This window comes from Variovorax sp. 38R, assembly GCF_014843395.1.
GTDB lineage: Bacteria > Pseudomonadota > Gammaproteobacteria > Burkholderiales > Burkholderiaceae_C > Variovorax > Variovorax paradoxus_H.
This window is the reverse complement of record NZ_CP062121.1, coordinates 5718570-5734026: the sequence shown is the minus strand read 5'-3', so window position 1 is coordinate 5734026 and position 15457 is coordinate 5718570. Positions and strand designations below refer to the sequence as shown.

The 15457-nt window shown below is 67.1% G+C and carries 15 protein-coding genes; 5 read left to right on the top strand and 10 right to left on the bottom strand.

Annotated features, from left to right (window positions below):
• Positions 1-3: 3 nt before the first annotated feature.
• The 8 genes from IG196_RS26585 to IG196_RS26550 form a co-directional block, all read right to left on the bottom strand.
• On the bottom strand, positions 4-984 hold the full coding sequence (locus IG196_RS26585; RefSeq protein WP_192193700.1) for a Bug family tripartite tricarboxylate transporter substrate binding protein: 981 nt from the start codon (positions 982-984) through the stop codon (positions 4-6).
• Between the two features lie 11 nt (positions 985-995).
• On the bottom strand, positions 996-1982 hold the full coding sequence (locus IG196_RS26580; protein WP_192193699.1) for a Bug family tripartite tricarboxylate transporter substrate binding protein: 987 nt from the start codon (positions 1980-1982) through the stop codon (positions 996-998).
• Positions 1983-2023: 41 nt separating this feature from the next.
• Complete coding sequence (locus IG196_RS26575) at positions 2024-2473, bottom strand: acyl dehydratase (protein ID WP_192193698.1); 450 nt, start codon at positions 2471-2473, stop codon at positions 2024-2026.
• A gap of 303 nt (positions 2474-2776) precedes the next feature.
• Complete coding sequence (locus tag IG196_RS26570) at positions 2777-3307, bottom strand: MaoC family dehydratase N-terminal domain-containing protein (RefSeq protein WP_192193697.1); 531 nt, start codon at positions 3305-3307, stop codon at positions 2777-2779.
• A gap of 14 nt (positions 3308-3321) precedes the next feature.
• Complete coding sequence (locus IG196_RS26565) at positions 3322-3993, bottom strand: nitroreductase (RefSeq protein ID WP_192197160.1); 672 nt, start codon at positions 3991-3993, stop codon at positions 3322-3324.
• 2 nt (positions 3994-3995) lie between these two features.
• Positions 3996-5207, bottom strand: coding sequence for a CaiB/BaiF CoA transferase family protein (locus IG196_RS26560; protein WP_192193696.1), 1212 nt, complete (start codon positions 5205-5207; stop codon positions 3996-3998).
• An 11-nt stretch (positions 5208-5218) separates the two neighbouring features.
• Complete coding sequence (locus IG196_RS26555) at positions 5219-6313, bottom strand: acyl-CoA dehydrogenase family protein (protein ID WP_192193695.1); 1095 nt, start codon at positions 6311-6313, stop codon at positions 5219-5221.
• A gap of 21 nt (positions 6314-6334) precedes the next feature.
• Positions 6335-7522, bottom strand: a complete 1188-nt coding sequence (locus tag IG196_RS26550; protein ID WP_192193694.1) for an acyl-CoA dehydrogenase family protein — start codon at positions 7520-7522, stop codon at positions 6335-6337.
• 242 nt (positions 7523-7764) lie between these two features.
• Here IG196_RS26550 and IG196_RS26545 point away from each other — a divergent pair, with 242 nt between their 5' ends.
• From IG196_RS26545 to IG196_RS26530, 4 genes are all read left to right on the top strand, one after another.
• A complete protein-coding gene (locus IG196_RS26545; protein ID WP_192193693.1) occupies positions 7765-9003 on the top strand; it encodes an ABC transporter substrate-binding protein in 1239 nt (412 codons plus the stop codon).
• A 51-nt stretch (positions 9004-9054) separates the two neighbouring features.
• On the top strand, positions 9055-10269 hold the full coding sequence (locus IG196_RS26540) for an ABC transporter substrate-binding protein (protein WP_192193692.1): 1215 nt from the start codon (positions 9055-9057) through the stop codon (positions 10267-10269).
• Positions 10270-10309: 40 nt separating this feature from the next.
• Positions 10310-11950: a 3-(methylthio)propionyl-CoA ligase gene (locus IG196_RS26535; RefSeq protein ID WP_192193691.1), complete on the top strand. Its 1641-nt coding sequence runs from the start codon at positions 10310-10312 to the stop codon at positions 11948-11950.
• A gap of 399 nt (positions 11951-12349) precedes the next feature.
• Positions 12350-12595, top strand: a complete 246-nt coding sequence (locus IG196_RS26530) for a hypothetical protein (RefSeq protein WP_192193690.1) — start codon at positions 12350-12352, stop codon at positions 12593-12595.
• Between the two features lie 272 nt (positions 12596-12867).
• Here the strand turns inward: IG196_RS26530 and IG196_RS26525 are convergent, their stop codons facing one another.
• Both IG196_RS26525 and IG196_RS26520 read right to left on the bottom strand, forming a co-directional pair.
• Positions 12868-14199 (bottom strand): IS1182 family transposase, encoded by a 1332-nt coding sequence (locus IG196_RS26525; protein ID WP_192193689.1) that lies wholly within the window; start codon positions 14197-14199, stop codon positions 12868-12870.
• Positions 14200-14254: 55 nt separating this feature from the next.
• The gene (locus tag IG196_RS26520; RefSeq protein WP_192197159.1) at positions 14255-14497 is read right to left on the bottom strand and encodes a helix-turn-helix domain-containing protein; all 243 of its coding nucleotides are present in this window, start codon (positions 14495-14497) and stop codon (positions 14255-14257) included.
• A 216-nt stretch (positions 14498-14713) separates the two neighbouring features.
• Here IG196_RS26520 and IG196_RS26515 point away from each other — a divergent pair, with 216 nt between their 5' ends.
• Positions 14714-15286 carry a helix-turn-helix domain-containing protein gene (locus IG196_RS26515; RefSeq protein ID WP_192193688.1) on the top strand — a complete coding sequence of 191 codons (573 nt, stop codon included), beginning with the start codon at positions 14714-14716 and terminating at the stop codon, positions 15284-15286.
• The last annotated feature ends 171 nt before the right edge of the window (positions 15287-15457 follow it).

The following is a 15457-nucleotide window of genomic DNA, read 5'->3' as shown; positions in this document are numbered from 1 at the left end:
CGGTCAGTCCTCCAGGCGGATGCCGGTCTTGTCGATCACGCGCTTCCAGGTGTCGGCGTCCTGGCGCAGCACCACGGAAAATTCGGCGGCCGTGCTGCCCACGGGTTCGATGTTCATGTCGCGCATCTTCTTTTGCACCTCGGGCTTGGCGACGATGGCGGCGACGGCCTTCGACATCTTGTCCACGCGCGGCTGCGGCGTGCCGGCCGGCAGGAAGAGCGCAATCCACGCATAGGGCTCGAAGCCCGCGTAGCCCGCCTGCTGGAAGGTCGGCACCTGCGGCAGTGTGGCCGAGCGCTGCGTGCCCAGTGCCGCCAGCGCGCGCAGCTTGCCGCTTTGCAGGTAGGGCAGGGCGGTGCCGGTGTCGAGAACGGCCACGCGGATGTGGCCGCCGAGCAGGTCGGTCACCATGGGGGCGGCGCCCTTGTAGGGCACGTGCGGCATGTCGACGCCGGCTTCTTTCTTGAACAGCTCGCCGTAGATGTGCGAGGTGGTCGCCACGCCGGTCGAGCCGTAGGAGTACTTGCCGGGCTCGGCCTTGAGCAGGGTGACGAGTTCGGCCAGCGTTTTTGCGGGCACGTCGGGTGTCACGACCAGGGCCGAGGTCGAGATGCCGATCTGCGAGACGGCCGCGAAGTCTTTCACCGCGTCGTACGAGAGCTTGCGCTGCAGCGCGGGCATCTGCACGTGCGTGGTGATGGTGAAGAGGGCGGTGTGGCCGTCTTTCGGGGCGCGCGCGACGGCGGCGGCGCCGATGGTGCCGCTGGCGCCCACGCGGTTGTCGACGACGACGGGCTTGCCCCAGGCGGTGCCGAGTTCCTGCGCGACCAGCCGCGCGATGTTGTCGGTGATGCCGCCGGCAGGGAAGGGCACGACGAGCGTGACGGGTTGCGAGGGGTAGTCGGCCGGTGGCTGTTGCGCGGCGGCGGGCAGGGCGAACAAGGTCGCGAGTGCGAGGCTGAGGGTGGAAGAAAGACGTGTCATGGCGTGCGGTCTCAATCGAGCTTGATGTTCTTGGCCTGAATCACCTGCTTCCACCGCGCATGGTCCGCGCGCATGGTGGCGGTGAGCTGCGCGGGCGTGCTGCCGACCGGGATCACACCGAGGCCTTCGATGCGCGCGGCCTGCTCGGGGCTTTGCACCACCTGTGCCACTTCGGTCGAGAGGCGCTGCGCGATGGGCTGCGGCGTGCCCGCGGGCAGGTAGATGCCGAACCAGCCGACCGACTCCATGCCGGCGAAGCCCTGTTCCTTGAAGGTGGGCACGCCGGCCGCGAGCGGGGCGCGCGCGGTGCCGACCACGGCGATCGACTTCACCTTGCCGGCCGCGACGTGCGGGCCCACGCCCTTGGCCGAGACGAACACCGCATCGACGGTGCCGCCGAGCAGGTCGGTGATGGCCGGCGCTTCGCCCTTGTAGGGCACGTGCAGAAGCTGGATGCCCGCGGCGTCCTGCAGCACTTCGGCGTAGAGGTGGGCGCTCGATCCGTTGCCGTAGGAGCCGTACGAATACTTGCCGGGCGCGGCGCGCGCGAGCTTGACGAAGCCGTCGAGCGTGTCGACGCCGAGCTTGTTGCTCACGGTGAAGACGATGGGCAGCCGCCCCGCCTCCGAAACGGGCACGAAGTCCTTGAACGGATCGAAGCCCGCGTTGGGGTACAGCAGCGGGTTCTGGATGATCGAGGTCAGCGAGAACAGCACGGTGTAGCCGTCGGCCGGTGCGCGCTGCACGGCGGTGATGCCGATCTGCCCGTTGCCGCCGGGGCGGTTGTCGACGATGACGCTCTGGCCGAGCCGCTTGCCCAGGCCTTCGGCAACGATGCGCGCGAACACGTCGGTGCCGCCGCCGGCCGCGTAGGGGACGATCATGCGGATGGGCTTGTCGGGCCAGGTGGTCGCTTGTTGTTGCGCGAAGGCGCTGCCGGTGGCCAGGGCGGCTGCCAGCGCGAGGGCGTGGTGGCGGGTGAGTCTGCTGCGGTGCATGTCTGTCTTGTCTCCGATGGTTTTTCTGTCTTGGCGCGATGTCAGAGCGGCAGGCTCACGACGGCGAGGCCGGGGCCGACCGACACGCCGTGGCGGTTCTCGCTCCACAGGCGCAGGTCGAGGCGGTGGCGGTGTGCGGCATCGGCGCTGTCGTCGATCCACTTGCGTTCGACCTGGCCGCGCACCGTGACGGTGTCGCCCGCCGTGTTGAACGACTTCATGCGAAAGCCGCGGATGGCATGCAGCACGCCGGCCGTGCCGATGTACTCGCGAATCGCACGCTCCCACATGCCCTGCAGCAGCATGACGTTGGCGTACATCTCGGGGGCGCCGGTCGATTGCGCGTGCTCGGTGTTGTGGTGAATCGCGTTGAAGTCGCGGTTGGCGCCGGCGGCCATCACGAGGCGGTAGACGGTGAGGGGGAAGGGCACGGGGGTCAGCGTGTCACCCTCGTTGACGTCTTCCCAACGGCGTTGTTCTTGCCAGTTCATCTTGTTGCTCTGCGTTGGTTGCGGTCTTTGTTCAGGGCGTGTGCACAGGCCACCGGGTACTTCCCTCCGCGAATGTCCCCCGGCCTGCGGCCTCCTCCTTGATTTCGCTGCGGGAAGCACCCAGTGCCCTGCGCACGGGAGGCAGCGCTGGTGTGCGGCTGATCAACGACCGCCGCTGACAACGCTCACGTCGATGGGGTGCCTTGCGCAGCGAAATTAAGGAGGAGCCCGAAGGGCGGGGGACATTCGCGGAGCAAGGTGCCCCGTCGGCGTGAGTGCGCCAGAGCACAAGACAGCGGGGCATCAGTGCGGCACGTAGTGGTACATGCCGAAGCGGCAGCGGGCGACGACTTCTTCGCGCTGGTTCACGATGTCGTACTCCCACGTCGTGAACGCGCCGCGCCCCACCTTCGTGGCCTTGGGTTCGCAGCGCACGAGCCGGTTGCCGCGCCGGCCCAGGCGGTCGCCCAGGCGCGCGGGTTGCAGGTAGTCGACTTCGTAGTCGGTCGCCATGTAGGCGGTGGTGGACGGCATGCCTTCGGGGCGCGTGCCCTTGAGCGGGCTGCGCTCGGGTTCGGCATTGCGTGCATCGCTGGTGAACACGGGCGGCTGGCCCGGGGCCCACATCGCCGGCAGGGTGAGGCTGGCGAGGCTGGTCGATGGTGCGACCGCGTCGGGCCCCTGGTGCAGCGGGCAGTCGAACTCCAGCACCTCGACATAGCGGCGCACGGCGCCGGCCTCGATCACGTCGGCGCCCCAGCGGATCACGCCGTTCGCAAAGTCTTCGCCCACGCGCGCCACCATCGGCGCCCAGGCGCTTTCCCAATCGTCCATCTGCGAGTGCCTTCTTAGATGCCGATGAATTCGGCCACGTCGGCGAGCGGCGCGCGCTCGGTCTCGAGGGCGTCGATGGGCTTGTGGCGGTTGGCGTAGCCGATGGCCATGCCGGTGAACAGCATGCGTTCCGGCGGCAGGTCGATGAAGCGGCCGATGGTCTGCGGGTAGATGGCCCAGCATTCCTGCGGGCAGCTGTCCAGGCCCTCGGCGCGCAGCAGCAGCATCACGTTCTGCAACATCATTCCGAGGTCGGACCACTGCGGCGGGCCCATGCGGCGGTCGACGGTGCAGAAGAGCGCGAGTGGCGCACCGAAGAACTGGAAGTTGCGCGCAAACCATTTCAGGCGCGCAGCCTTGTCCTCGCGTGGAATGCCCAGGCGCGCGTACATCGCCTCGCCGACGGCGAAGCGGCGGTCGCGGTAGGGCGCGACCAGCTCGCGCGGGTAGATGTCGTACTCGCTGCCTTCGCCGCCGGGCGTTTCCTGCACGCGGGTTCGCATGAGGGCATTGAGGTCGTCGAGCCGTTCACCGCCCACCACGTGCAGGTGCCACGGTTGCAGGTTGCCGCCCGAGGGCGCGCGCAGTGCGGCCTGCAGCACGCGGCGGATGGCGTCGGGCGGCACGGGGCGGTCGAGAAATTCGCGCACCGAGCGGCGGCTCGCGACGGCGTCGTAGACAGTCATGCTCATGGTGAGGTGGTGCTCCGGGGAAGAGAGGTCGTCAGGGTCACGCCCAGCTCGCGTGCGACTTCAGCGCTGTGCTGGCCGGGTGTCGCGGCGTGCGACAGATCGGCGTAGGCATAGCCCGAGAAGCGCACCGGCGGGCGCACCTCAAGATACGCGCCTTCGGTCGGATGCGTGCGCTGTCGGAAAAGGCCGGCGGCCTGCAGTTGCGGGTCGTCGGGCAGGTCGGCGATGTCGTTCACGCGCATCGCGGGCACGTTGGCCTTCTTCAGAATGTCGAGCCATTCGGCGGTGGTGCGCTCGGGCAGGATCGCGGCGGCGGCCTCGTACATGCGGCTCATGTGCTTGCGGCGCAGGGCCTTGTCGGCCAGCTCGGGCGCCTCGAGCACTTCGGGGTGACCGGTAGCCTCGAAGAAGCGCAGCCAGCGGTCGTCCAGGTAGGGCGCAATGGCGATGTAGCCGTCGCGTGTGCGCATGGGCTGGCGCATGGGGTCGATCTGGCGCGGGTACAGCGCGGGGCCGGTGGGCGGCACGAAGGTCTTGTCGCACAGGTGCTCCACGAGGTTGAAGCTGGCGAGCGACTCGAACATCGGCACCTCCACCTGCTGGCCTTCGCCGGTGCGCAGCCGGTGCACCACGGCGGCGAGCACGGCATACGCCGCATGCAGGCCCGAGACCTTGTCGGCCATGGTCATCGGCACGTAGCGCGGCTGCGGGTTGCCGTCGACCTTGGGCGGCAGCGAGGCGATGCCCGAGGCGGCCTGGATGATGTCGTCGTAGGCCTGCAGCGCGGCATACGGCCCGCGCTGGTCGAAGCCGGTGCAGTGCACGTAGACGATGTCGGGGCGGATGCCGCGCACTTCCTCGTACGACAGGCCGGCGCGCGTGATGGCGTCGCTGCGCACGTTGTGGATGAAGATGTCGCTGGTCTCGATGAGGCGGTGCATCGCGGCGCGGCCGTCCTCGCTTTTCAGGTCCCAGACGACCGAGCGCTTGCCGCGGTTCAGGCGCAAGTGCACGGGGCTCATCAGCGGCGTGACGGGCGGCGTGCCGATGATGCGGATGCTGTCGCCCTCGGGCGGCTCGACCTTGACCACCTCGGCGCCGAGGTCCGCAAGGATCTGCGTGCAGTAGGGGCCGAAGATCACCGTGGTGAGGTCGACGATGCGCAGGCCTTCGAGCATGCGGGGAGCGGGGGCAGTGGTCTTGGTCATGGGTTGGGAGGTCATGCGGCGACAAGGCCCTGCATTTCGGCGGCGAGGTGGCGCACGCGCTCGGGTCCGCCGAGCAGCTGGCGGTTGAAGCCGATGCGCTTGAACCAGTAGTGCAGGCCCAGCAGGTCGGTGATGCCCATGCCGCCGTGCACCTCGGTGGCGGTGCGGGCGACGAAGGTGCCGGTTTCGCTCAGGTGCGACTTGGCGTGCGCGGCGAGCAGCGCGGCTTCGTCGGGCAGTGCGTCGAAGGCGTGGGCCGCGTACCAGACGAGCGCGCGGCCGGGTTCCAGCCCGGCGGCCATCTCGGCGCACAGGTGCTTCACGGCCTGGAAGGAACCGATCACGCGGCCGAACTGGCGGCGCTCCTTGGCGTAGGCCACGGCCTGGCCGATCATGGCTTCGCCCGCGCCAAGCGTGTCGGCGGCGAGCAGTGCCCAGCCTGCGCTGCGCAGGCGCGCGAGCGTGACGGGGCTGGCGTTGGGCAGTCGCTCGGCCTTCACCTGTGCGAAGTGCAGTTCGCCGAGCGGGCGCGTGGCGTCGATGCTGCGCAGCGCGCCGCGCGTGAGGCCTTGTGCATCGGCGCGCACGAGGTGCAAGCCGCCCGCGCGGTCGGCGACGATGAACACATCGGCCGCGCCCGCGTCGAGCACGAAGAGCGCGCTGCCGTCGAGCGTGCCGTCGGCGTGGGCCGTCACGCCCGCACCATCGCGCGCGCCGGCCACGGCCTCGGCGATGGCCACGCCGGCGATGCATTCGCCGGCGGCCAGGCGCGGCAGCCATTCATCTTGCTGTGCAGCGCTGCCGGCTTCGCGCAGCGCCAGCGGTGCGAGCACGGCGGTGCCGAGAAACGGCGTGGGCGCGACATGGCGACCCAGTTCTTCGGCGGCCAGCGCGGCGTCGAGCAGCGAGAGGCCGAGCCCGCCGAAGGCCTCGGGCACAAGCAAAGCCGGCACGCCGACCTCGCACAGCGTGCGCCAGACCTCGCGGTCCAGCGGCAGGTCGTCGGCCGCGACGCGGCGCACGCGATCGAGCGGGCAGGCGCGTTCGAGGGCGCGGCGCAGGCTGTCCTGCAGCAGCTTCTGGTCGGCGGAGAGGGCGAATTCCATGGAGCAGTTCCTTCCAGTCGATCAGGCAAGACGCGGTTCGCGCGGCATGTCGAGCCCGCGTTCCGCGATGATGTTTTTCTGGATCTGCGCCGTGCCGCCGCCGATGATCAAACCCAGGTCGAACATGTAGCGCTCCTGCCAGAGCGCCTGCGCGCGCAGGTGGGCGCTGCCGGGCATCAGCAGGCCGAGTTCGCCCAGCGCGTCGATGGCGAGCGCGGCCAGCTGGTGGCGCAGCTCGCAGCCCTGCAGCTTCACGACCAGCGCGGCCAGGCCCGGGTCTTCGCCGTTGGCCGCGGCCGTGAGCAGCCGCAGGCCGTGGCACTTCTGCGCCAGCACCTGGCCCTGCAGCCGCATCAGGCGGTCGCGCAGCACGGGCTGGTCGATGAGGCGCGAGCCGTCGACGGTTTCGGTCTGCATCAGCGTGGCGAGTTCCTGGTAGCGCTGGGTCGTGAGGTTGGGGTTGCCGAGCGAGCCGCGCTCGTGTTTGAGCGTGGCGTTGGCCACCTTCCAGCCCTCGCCGCGCTGGCCCACGCTCTGGTGCTGCGGCACGCGCACGTCGGTGAAGAAGACCTCGTTGAACTCGGCGTGGCCCGTCATGGTCTTCAGCGGGCGCACCTCGATGCCGGGCGTCTTCATCGAGAACAGCAGGTAGCTGATGCCCGCATGCTTTGCGGCGCCGGGCTCGGTGCGCACGAGGCAGAAGATCATGTCGGCCACGTGCGCGGTCGAGGTCCAGATCTTCTGGCCGTTGATGACGAAGTCGCCACCGTCTTCCGTGGCGCGCGTCTGCAGCGAGGCCAGGTCGGAGCCCGCGCCGGGCTCGGAGTAGCCCTGGCACCAGACCACCTCGCCGCGCAGCGTGGGGCCGATCCATTCGCGCCGCTGCGCCTCGGTGCCCAGCTCGAGCAGGGTGGGCACCAGCATCGAGATGCCCTGGTTGCCCAGCGGCGGCGCGGCGCCGGCGCGCGCGAACTCTTCGGTGATGAGGTGCGATTCCATCACGTCGGGCGCGGCGCCGTGGCCGCCGTAGTCACGCGGCACGGTGCGGCCCGCGTAGCCGTGGTCCAGCAGCAGGCGCTGCCACGCGAGCGCGTCGGCGTCGGGGCGTTCGGCCGTGCGCGCAAAGGCCGAGCGGTGGCCGTGCGTGGCGAGGAACGCGCGCAACGCGTCGCGAAAGGCTTCGTAGCGGGGATTGAGCGTGAGGTCCATGCGGTGCTTGCCTTCGGTACCCGCCGCGTTGCGCGGCGGTGCGTGTTGTCTCCGTGTCGAGGCTCATGCTAGGGGCAACCCTCAGGCGCTCTCAATCGTCCGTTCCGACGATGTGACGCGCAGAAGGCGCTGCCTACCATCCAGCCCGAACGCCGCACGAGGTCCGACAGAGGCCGATACGGGGCCGGTGAGAGGCCCGCGGCCGGCAGCTTCTTTTTCACAAGAACGACGGAGACAACACCATGACACGTTCCCTCTTTTCCGCCCGCCCCGGCGCGCGCCGCCGCCTGCTCGGCGCCGGCCTCGCGGCCACGCTCGGCTTGACTGTCGCCTTCACGGCGCAGGCCCAGAAGCGCTACGACCCGGGCGCGAGCGACACCGAAATCAAGATCGGCCACATCGTTCCGTACTCGGGCCCGGTCTCGGCCTACGGCACCATCGGCAAGGCAGCCGCGGGCTACTTCGCCAAGCTCAATGCCGAAGGCGGCATCAACGGCCGCAAGGTCACGTTCATCTCGCTGGACGACGCCTACAACCCGTCGAAGACGGTGGAGCAGGCGCGCAAGCTGGTCGAGCAAGACGAGGTGCTGGTGCTCTTCGGCCCGCTGGGCACGGCGCACAACCTGGCGATCCAGCGCTACATGAACGCCAAGAAGGTGCCGCAGCTGTTCGTGGCCACGGGCGCCACGCGCTTCGGCGACCCGAAGGCCTTCCCCTGGACCATGGGCTGGCAGCCCACGTACCAGACCGAAGGCAAGATCTACGCGCAGCACATCCTGAGCACGAAGCCCAACGCGAAGATCGCCGTGCTCATGCAGAACGACGACTTCGGCAAGGACTTTCTGAAGGGCTTTCTCGAAGCGCTCGGCGACAAGGCCAAGACGATGATCGTCGCGCAGTCGACCTACGAGGTGACCGACCCGACCATCGACAGCCAGATGGTCAACCTGAAGGCCTCGGGCGCCGACACCTTCTTCAGCATCACCACGCCCAAGTTCGCGGCGCAGGCGATCCGCAAGGCGGCCGACATCGGCTGGAAGCCCACGCAGTATTTGTCGAGCGTGTCGGTGTCGGTGTCGGCGGTGATCAAGCCGGCGGGCCCCGAGAACGCGGTGGGCGTGATCTCGGCCACCTACCTGCGCGACCCGGCCGACGACATGTGGAAGGGCTCCAAGGAGTACGAGGACTACAAGACCTGGTTCAGCAAGTACTACCCCTCGGGCGACCTGAGCGATTCGCTCAACGTGCTGGGCTACTCGTCGGCGCAGACGCTGGAGCAGGTGCTGCGCAAGGCGGGCGACGACCTCACGCGCGCCAACATCATGAAGGTGGCGGCCAACCTGCAGTACAGCCCGCCGATGCTCTACCCGGGCATCGACGTGAAAACTTCGCCGACGGACTTCTACCCGATCGAGCGCATGCAGCTGGTGCGGTTCAACGGCACGCGCTACGAGCCCTTCGGCAAGGTGCTGGGCGACTGACTGCCTCGTTCTTGATGTCTTCTCCCTTTTCGTTTTTCCACTGAAGCTTCCATGACCTCCATCGTTCGACTGGCCGCCGCCCTGGGTGGCGCGGCCCTCCTGTTCACCGCCGGCGCGGCCCTTGCGCAGAAGAAGTATGACACCGGCGCATCCGACACCGAGATCAAGCTCGGCATGGCCATGCCCTACAGCGGCCCCGTGTCGTCGTACGGCATCGTCGGCAAGGTCAACGAGGCGTACTTCAAGATGGTGAACGACAAGGGCGGCATCAATGGCCGCAAGGTCACGCTCATCAGCTACGACGACCAGTACACGCCGCCGCGCACCACCGAGGTGGTGCGCAAGCTGGTCGAGCAGGACGAAGTGCTCGCCGTGTACGGCAACCTGGGCTCGGCCTCCAATGCCGCGATCCAGCGCTACATGAACGCCAAGAAGGTGCCGCACCTGTTCCTGGGCGTGGGCGCCGACCGCTTCAACGACCCCAAGACCTACCCCTGGACCACGCCCTACATGCCCAGCTACGAGGGCGAGGGCAGCCTCTACGCGAAGAACATCCTGAAGACGATGCCGAACGCGAAGATCGCCGTGCTCTACCAGAACGACGACTTCGGCAAGGACCTGCTCAAGGGCCTGAAGAAGGGCCTGGGCGACAAGGCCTCGATGGTGGTGGCCGAGGCCTCGTTCGAAGTGGCCGACCCGACGGTCGATTCGCAGATCATCAAGCTGCAGTCGTCGGGTGCCGACGTGTTCGTCAACTTCGCCACCGCGCGCTTTGCGGCGCAGGCCATCCGCAAAGCGTGGGACATCAACTGGAAGCCCAGGCAGCAGTACCTCACCTACGTGTCGGCCTACGTGAAGATGACGCTGGAGCCCGCGGGCCTGGAGAAGTCGAAGGGCATCATGGCCATGGCCTTCTTCAAGGACGCCGCGCAGCCGCGCTGGGCCAACGACCCGGCCACGCAGGAGTTCCTGGCCTTCATGAAGAAGTACGCACCGAACGAAGACGTGAACAACGCCGCCGGCGTGTACGGCTACGGCGTGGCGCAAGCCATGGAGACCGTGCTCAAGGCCTCGGGCGACAACCTCACGCGCGAGAACGTGCTCAAGCAGGCCACCACGCTGAAGAACATGCGCACCGGCATGCTGCTGCCGGGCATTGCGCTGAACACCTCGGCCACCGACTACTTCCCGTTCAACACGCTGCAGCTGGTGCAGTTCAACGGCAAGGAGTTCGAGCCCATGGGTGATTCGATCGCCGTGAAGTAGCCTTGTGAAGCACGAAAAAAATCCAAAGGAGACACACACCATGTTCGGACTGATGCAGGACCGCCCGCTGCTGATCTCGTCGCTGATCGACCACGCGGCCACCTTCCACCCCCACGTCGAGATCGTCGGTCGCACCGTCGAAGGCCCGGTGCATCGCACCAACTACCGCGAGGTGCAGCTGCGTTCCAAGCAGGTGGCCAACGCGATGAAGGTGCTGGGCGTGGCGCCCGGCGACCGCGTGGGCACGCTGGCGTGGAACACGCACCGGCACCTGGCGCTGTACTACGGCGTGTCGGGTTCGGGCGCGGTGCTGCACACGGTGAACCCGCGGCTCTTTCCGGAGCAGATCGACTACATCGTCAACCACGCCGAAGACAAGGTGCTGTTCTTCGACACCAGCTTCGCGCCGCTGGTCGAGAAGCTCGCGCCCAAGCTCACGAGCGTGCGCGCCTTCGTCGCCATGACCGACCGCGCGCACATGCCGGCCATCGACGTGCCCAACCTGCTGTGCTACGACGAGCTCATCGGCGCGCAGAGCGAGGACTACACCTGGCCCGAGTTCGACGAGCGCACCGCCTCGTCGCTGTGCTACACGTCGGGCACCACGGGCAACCCCAAGGGCGTGCTGTATTCGCACCGCTCCACCGTGCTGCATTCGCTGATGGAATGCGCGCCCGACACCTTCGGCGTGTGCTCGCAGATGACGCTGATGCTCGCCGTGCCCATGTTTCACGCCAACGCCTGGGGCATGCCGTACTCGGCGGCGATGGTGGGCGCCAAGCTCGTCATGCCCGGCCCGCACATGGACGGCCAGAGCCTGTACGAACTCATGCGCGACGAGAAGGTGAGCTTCTCGCAGGCGGTGCCCACCGTGTGGCTGATGCTGTTCCAGTACTTCGATGCCCACCCCGAGATCGACACCCGCGCCATCGGCCTGAAGCGCATCGGCGTGGGCGGCGCCGCCACGCCGCGCGCCATGATCGAGCGCTTCGAGCGCGACTTCAACGCCGACTTCGTGCAAGGCTGGGGCATGACCGAGACCAGCCCCATCGGCGTGATCGGCAACCTGCTGCCCAAGCACCTCGTGCTCCCGAAAGAAGAGCAGACCACCGTCAAGATGCGCCAGGGCCGCGGCGTGTGGGGCGTGGAGCTCAAGATCGTCGACGAGAACGGCCAGCGCCTGCCGCACGACGGCGTGGCCTTCGGCCACCTGCATGTGCGCGGCCCGTGGATTGCGAGCGGTTACTTCCGCAGCGAAGGCGGCGACGTGCTCGACGCCGAGGGCTTCTTCCCGACCGGCGACGTGGCCAATATCGACGCCGACGGTTATGTGCAGCTGGTCGACCGCGCCAAGGACGTCATCAAGTCGGGCGGCGAGTGGATCTCGTCGATCGACCTGGAGAACGCCGCCAGCGCGCACCCTGCCGTGGCCGAGGCCGCGGTGATCGGCATCGCGCATCCGAAGTGGCAGGAGCGGCCGCTGCTCATCGTGGTGAAGCGCGCGGGCGCGGAGGTCACGGGCGAGGAACTGCTCACTTTTCTTTCGCAGCGCGTGGCCAAGTGGTGGCTGCCCGACGACGTGGCTTTCGTCGACAGCCTGCCGCATACAGCCACCGGCAAGCTCCTGAAGACCAAGCTGCGCGAGCAGTTCAAGGGCTACGTCGCGGCCAAGTCAACTTGATGACAGTTGTTCGTTCTTTCTGTGCATAACTCTGTGGGTTGCCTGAGGAGGCTGACCAGCAGAACGAGCATTGACGCGGGTTCGCACCACGTTGCCTGTTGATTGAGCAGGCCGGGATTTCGCCCGGCACTATTTACCCACCGCGTTCCTTTTTCCAAGGCCCCTGCGAGTCGTCGACTTGCAGGGGCCTTTGTGCTTTGTAGGTACTTCCGGGGGCTTTGTTCACAGTTTCGCCCTGCGCCTATGTCCTGCGTAGGCCATTTCGGACTCGTCCGATGGCCGTATCCGGACCGTCTTCCTAAGGTCATCAGTCAACAAACCGTTCGAGTTGGCGTGGCGCGTGCGCGGGCGCGTGCCGTTCCGGTCCCGTTTTTTATTCCGCAAGCACTAGGAAATCTCATGGCAACCAAGAAGATGAAGTCGAAGACAAAGGTCGTGGTCAACAGCAACGGCAAGAACATCGATCACACGATCGACGCCGCAGCGATCGGCAAGGCGCCGCTCAAGATCAAGGTTCAGAAGGGCGCGAAGTACCTGCTCAAGGGCGACGACGGCTTCGCCCCCGAGGTGCCGACTCGGCGATGCTGCTCGACTGGCTGCGCGGCGCAAAGGTGCTGTAACGGCGGCGAAAAGCCGCATTTTTAGGAGGAGTCCTATGTACGCCGGGGCGCGCTTTCCTAGGACAGCTCGCCGCCATCAAGAATGTGAAGAGGCTCCGGGGAAGTGCCGCTTTCGAGTCGGCCGCAGCTAGGAGTCCGCGCGGCAGAAGTTTTTCTGCGCCGCTGTGACCCCACGTTGAGTTGTGCGCGCCTCGCAAGCACTCGCGCGGCGCGTTGGCTGTTCTCGAACGACCACAAGGGCGCCTACTCGGCCTGCCGCAGGCGAGCGGCGCGCGGATTCACCCCCGGCCACGGGCCTCATCTGGCCATCAATGCGCTCATGCGCCGCAGGTTCAGCGCCAGACACACGAGCTTGAACTCGGCCTGGACCTTCTTCAATCCCCGCAGGCTGAACTGCCTGAAGCCCAGCACGCTCTTGATCCACCCGTTGGGCGCCTCCACGATCCACTTCCTCTTGCGGTAGGCCGCCTGGCCTTGGGGCGTCTTCAGCCTGGCATCCATCGCTGCGGTGCGCGGGTATTGTTCGGCGTCGATGTCCAGCGCCTGCTTGCCCTCTCGGCCCAGCGCCACGATCAGCTCGCTCGGGCTGTCCTTGAGCTGCTCGAACACGGCCTGCGAGCGGAAGCCCGCATCCGCCAGCACCTGTAGTGCATCCTCGCCCAGGTTGGCCTTCACCGCGGCCAACAGCACCGGCAGGCGGTCGCTGTCGGCCGCGTTGTTGCCAAGCTCTGCGGCCACCACGATCTGTGCCGCTTCATCCACCGCCGTGTGAGCGTTGTAGCCGTAGCCGTAGTCGTAGCCCCCGCCTGAGCGCTTCATGATCCGACTGTCCGTGTCGGTGAAGCTCTCCTGGGCGCTGTCCTTGGGAACCCCGAAGTCGCGCTTGTAGCGCCCGCCCTTGGGCTTGCCGTCCTTGTCGCGGGGTTTGCGTTCGTCGTCGGCGCTGCGCCCGCGGGCCGCATCGGCCTCGCGCTGGCGCTGCTCCAGGCGCAGCTTGGCCTCGGTGATCGCCTTGAGCCGGTCCTCGCGGCGCTTGATCTCCCCGGGAACGTCCAGGTCGGGTTCGTTCTTCTCCAGATCGTCGGCGGCACGCGCTCGGTTGAGCAGGCCGTCGATCTGCGCCTTGAGCTCGCCCTCGGCCTTGACCATGCGGTCATAGCTCATGGCCTTGTGGCGGCTCGCATTCGCCTTGAGCTTGGTGCCGTCCACCGCCACCGTGCCCAGCTTGACCAGGCCGCACTCGCGCGCCAGGCGCACCACCTGCACGAACAGCGCCGCCAGCTCCTGCAGGTGCAGCGCCCGGAAGTCCGAGAGCGTGCGGTGCGCCGGGTAGTTCTCTGCCGCCAGCACCCGCAGGGCCACATCTTCGTGCAGCTTGGCCGCCAGCTTGCGCGAGCTGAAGGTGCCGGTGGCGTAACCGTAGATCAGCACCTTGACCATCATGGCCGGGTGGAACGGCTGGTTGCGCGGCCCGCCCTTGGCATACCGGGCGTGGAAGGCGCTCAGATCCAGGCTGTCCACGCTGTCGCTGATGAAGTACGCCAGATGCCCTTCGGGCAGCCAGTCTTGAAGGGCGTCGGGAAGCAGTCTTTGCTGCTGCGGTTCATAGGGCAGGTAGCTCACGGGCATGCGCCAAATCTATCAAGCCTTCGCGCACTCGTCACGCCTTCTGCCGCGCACGCTCCTAGGCTCCAGTCTTGACCAGAATCGTGATTGCGGTCTCGGGATGCTGTTTGCAAGCGCGACACCAGTCCAGGTAAAACAGCACGTCCATATACCGTTCGCCGCGCTCGACCTTGGATACATGGGACTGATCTACTTTGAGCCGCACTCCGAGCTCTGCCTGCGTCAAGCCAGCAGAACGCCGAAGGGAGCGAAGATGCTTTCTAAGCACCTCGTATCGGCGATGGTGAATAGATGGTGGCACTCTCCGATGCTCGAAGGCAATTCGAGAAAGGCCATTTCGACCTTTTTTAGTTATCATGGATGGCAGGGAGAAATGCTGGTTTGGCCTTTCTCGGGACTCCTCTTCCATGAGATCCAAATGACGCGTCGACAGATCGCTTCGCCTCTGCCAACGGCTCGGCCTCTGCGGTTGCCGGTTTCGGTGACGCGTGTCCGTCCGCGGCAGCCCGCACCTGTCGTGCGCAGCCTGTCCGCGGCGCGTATCGGCGCACAGGTGAGGGCGCTTCGCATGGCGGCCGATGTGACTGCCGGTGCGCTCGCGCAGGCTTCGGGGATTTCTTCCTCGATGCTCTCGCGCATCGAGCGCGGTCTGGTTTCGCCTTCGGTGGAGACCCTGGAGCGCCTCGCGCAGGGCCTGCACGTGCCGACGTCGCGCTTCTTTGGCGATCAGGCGCGTCGCACGGACTTCTGCCATGTGCGCTCTGGACGTGGCGTCCTTGTCGACCGCATCGGCGTCGTGGCGGACTACCGCTACGAACTACTCGGTCACCTGCTGTCAGGCAACCTGTTCGTCGAACCCTATCTGGTCACACTGCTGCCCGGCGCTAATCCGTACGTGACTTTCCAGCATCCGGGCCTGAAGTTCCTGTATTTCCTGTCTGGGGAGGTCAGTTACCGCTACGGTGGCAAGGTGGTCGTGGTGAGGGCCGGGGACTCACTGCTGTTCGATGCCACGGCGCTGCACGGGATCGAGGCGATCCAGGTCCAGCCGGTCGCGTATCTCTCGGTGGTGTTCACGCTGCGCGAGTGAGGTTGGACACAGGGCTTGGCCCCGACCAATGCTCGCTTGCGTTGTTGGAGGCGCTGGCGTCGTGCTGCCGTGCGGGTCGAATTCGGCACGCCGAACGCGAAATCCTTGTGCGGTGTTGAGGGCAGGAGACGTGCTCTCAAAAGCGTTGATGTTGGGCAGCGCGAAGCTGCC

What these genes read in the sequence shown, in the direction of transcription:
- IG196_RS26585 (WP_192193700.1), bottom strand. Translation starts at nt 984, where the DNA reads ATGACACGTCTTTCTTCCACCCTCAGCCTCGCACTCGCGACCTTGTTC.
- IG196_RS26580 (WP_192193699.1), bottom strand. Translation starts at nt 1,982, where the DNA reads ATGCACCGCAGCAGACTCACCCGCCACCACGCCCTCGCGCTGGCAGCC.
- IG196_RS26575 (WP_192193698.1), bottom strand. Translation starts at nt 2,473, where the DNA reads ATGAACTGGCAAGAACAACGCCGTTGGGAAGACGTCAACGAGGGTGAC.
- IG196_RS26570 (WP_192193697.1), bottom strand. Translation starts at nt 3,307, where the DNA reads ATGGACGATTGGGAAAGCGCCTGGGCGCCGATGGTGGCGCGCGTGGGC.
- IG196_RS26565 (WP_192197160.1), bottom strand. Translation starts at nt 3,993, where the DNA reads ATGACTGTCTACGACGCCGTCGCGAGCCGCCGCTCGGTGCGCGAATTT.
- IG196_RS26560 (WP_192193696.1), bottom strand. Translation starts at nt 5,207, where the DNA reads ATGACCAAGACCACTGCCCCCGCTCCCCGCATGCTCGAAGGCCTGCGC.
- IG196_RS26555 (WP_192193695.1), bottom strand. Translation starts at nt 6,313, where the DNA reads ATGGAATTCGCCCTCTCCGCCGACCAGAAGCTGCTGCAGGACAGCCTG.
- IG196_RS26550 (WP_192193694.1), bottom strand. Translation starts at nt 7,522, where the DNA reads ATGGACCTCACGCTCAATCCCCGCTACGAAGCCTTTCGCGACGCGTTG.
- IG196_RS26545 (WP_192193693.1), top strand. Translation starts at nt 7,765, where the DNA reads ATGACACGTTCCCTCTTTTCCGCCCGCCCCGGCGCGCGCCGCCGCCTG.
- IG196_RS26540 (WP_192193692.1), top strand. Translation starts at nt 9,055, where the DNA reads ATGACCTCCATCGTTCGACTGGCCGCCGCCCTGGGTGGCGCGGCCCTC.
- IG196_RS26535 (WP_192193691.1), top strand. Translation starts at nt 10,310, where the DNA reads ATGTTCGGACTGATGCAGGACCGCCCGCTGCTGATCTCGTCGCTGATC.
- IG196_RS26530 (WP_192193690.1), top strand. Translation starts at nt 12,350, where the DNA reads ATGGCAACCAAGAAGATGAAGTCGAAGACAAAGGTCGTGGTCAACAGC.
- IG196_RS26525 (WP_192193689.1), bottom strand. Translation starts at nt 14,199, where the DNA reads ATGCCCGTGAGCTACCTGCCCTATGAACCGCAGCAGCAAAGACTGCTT.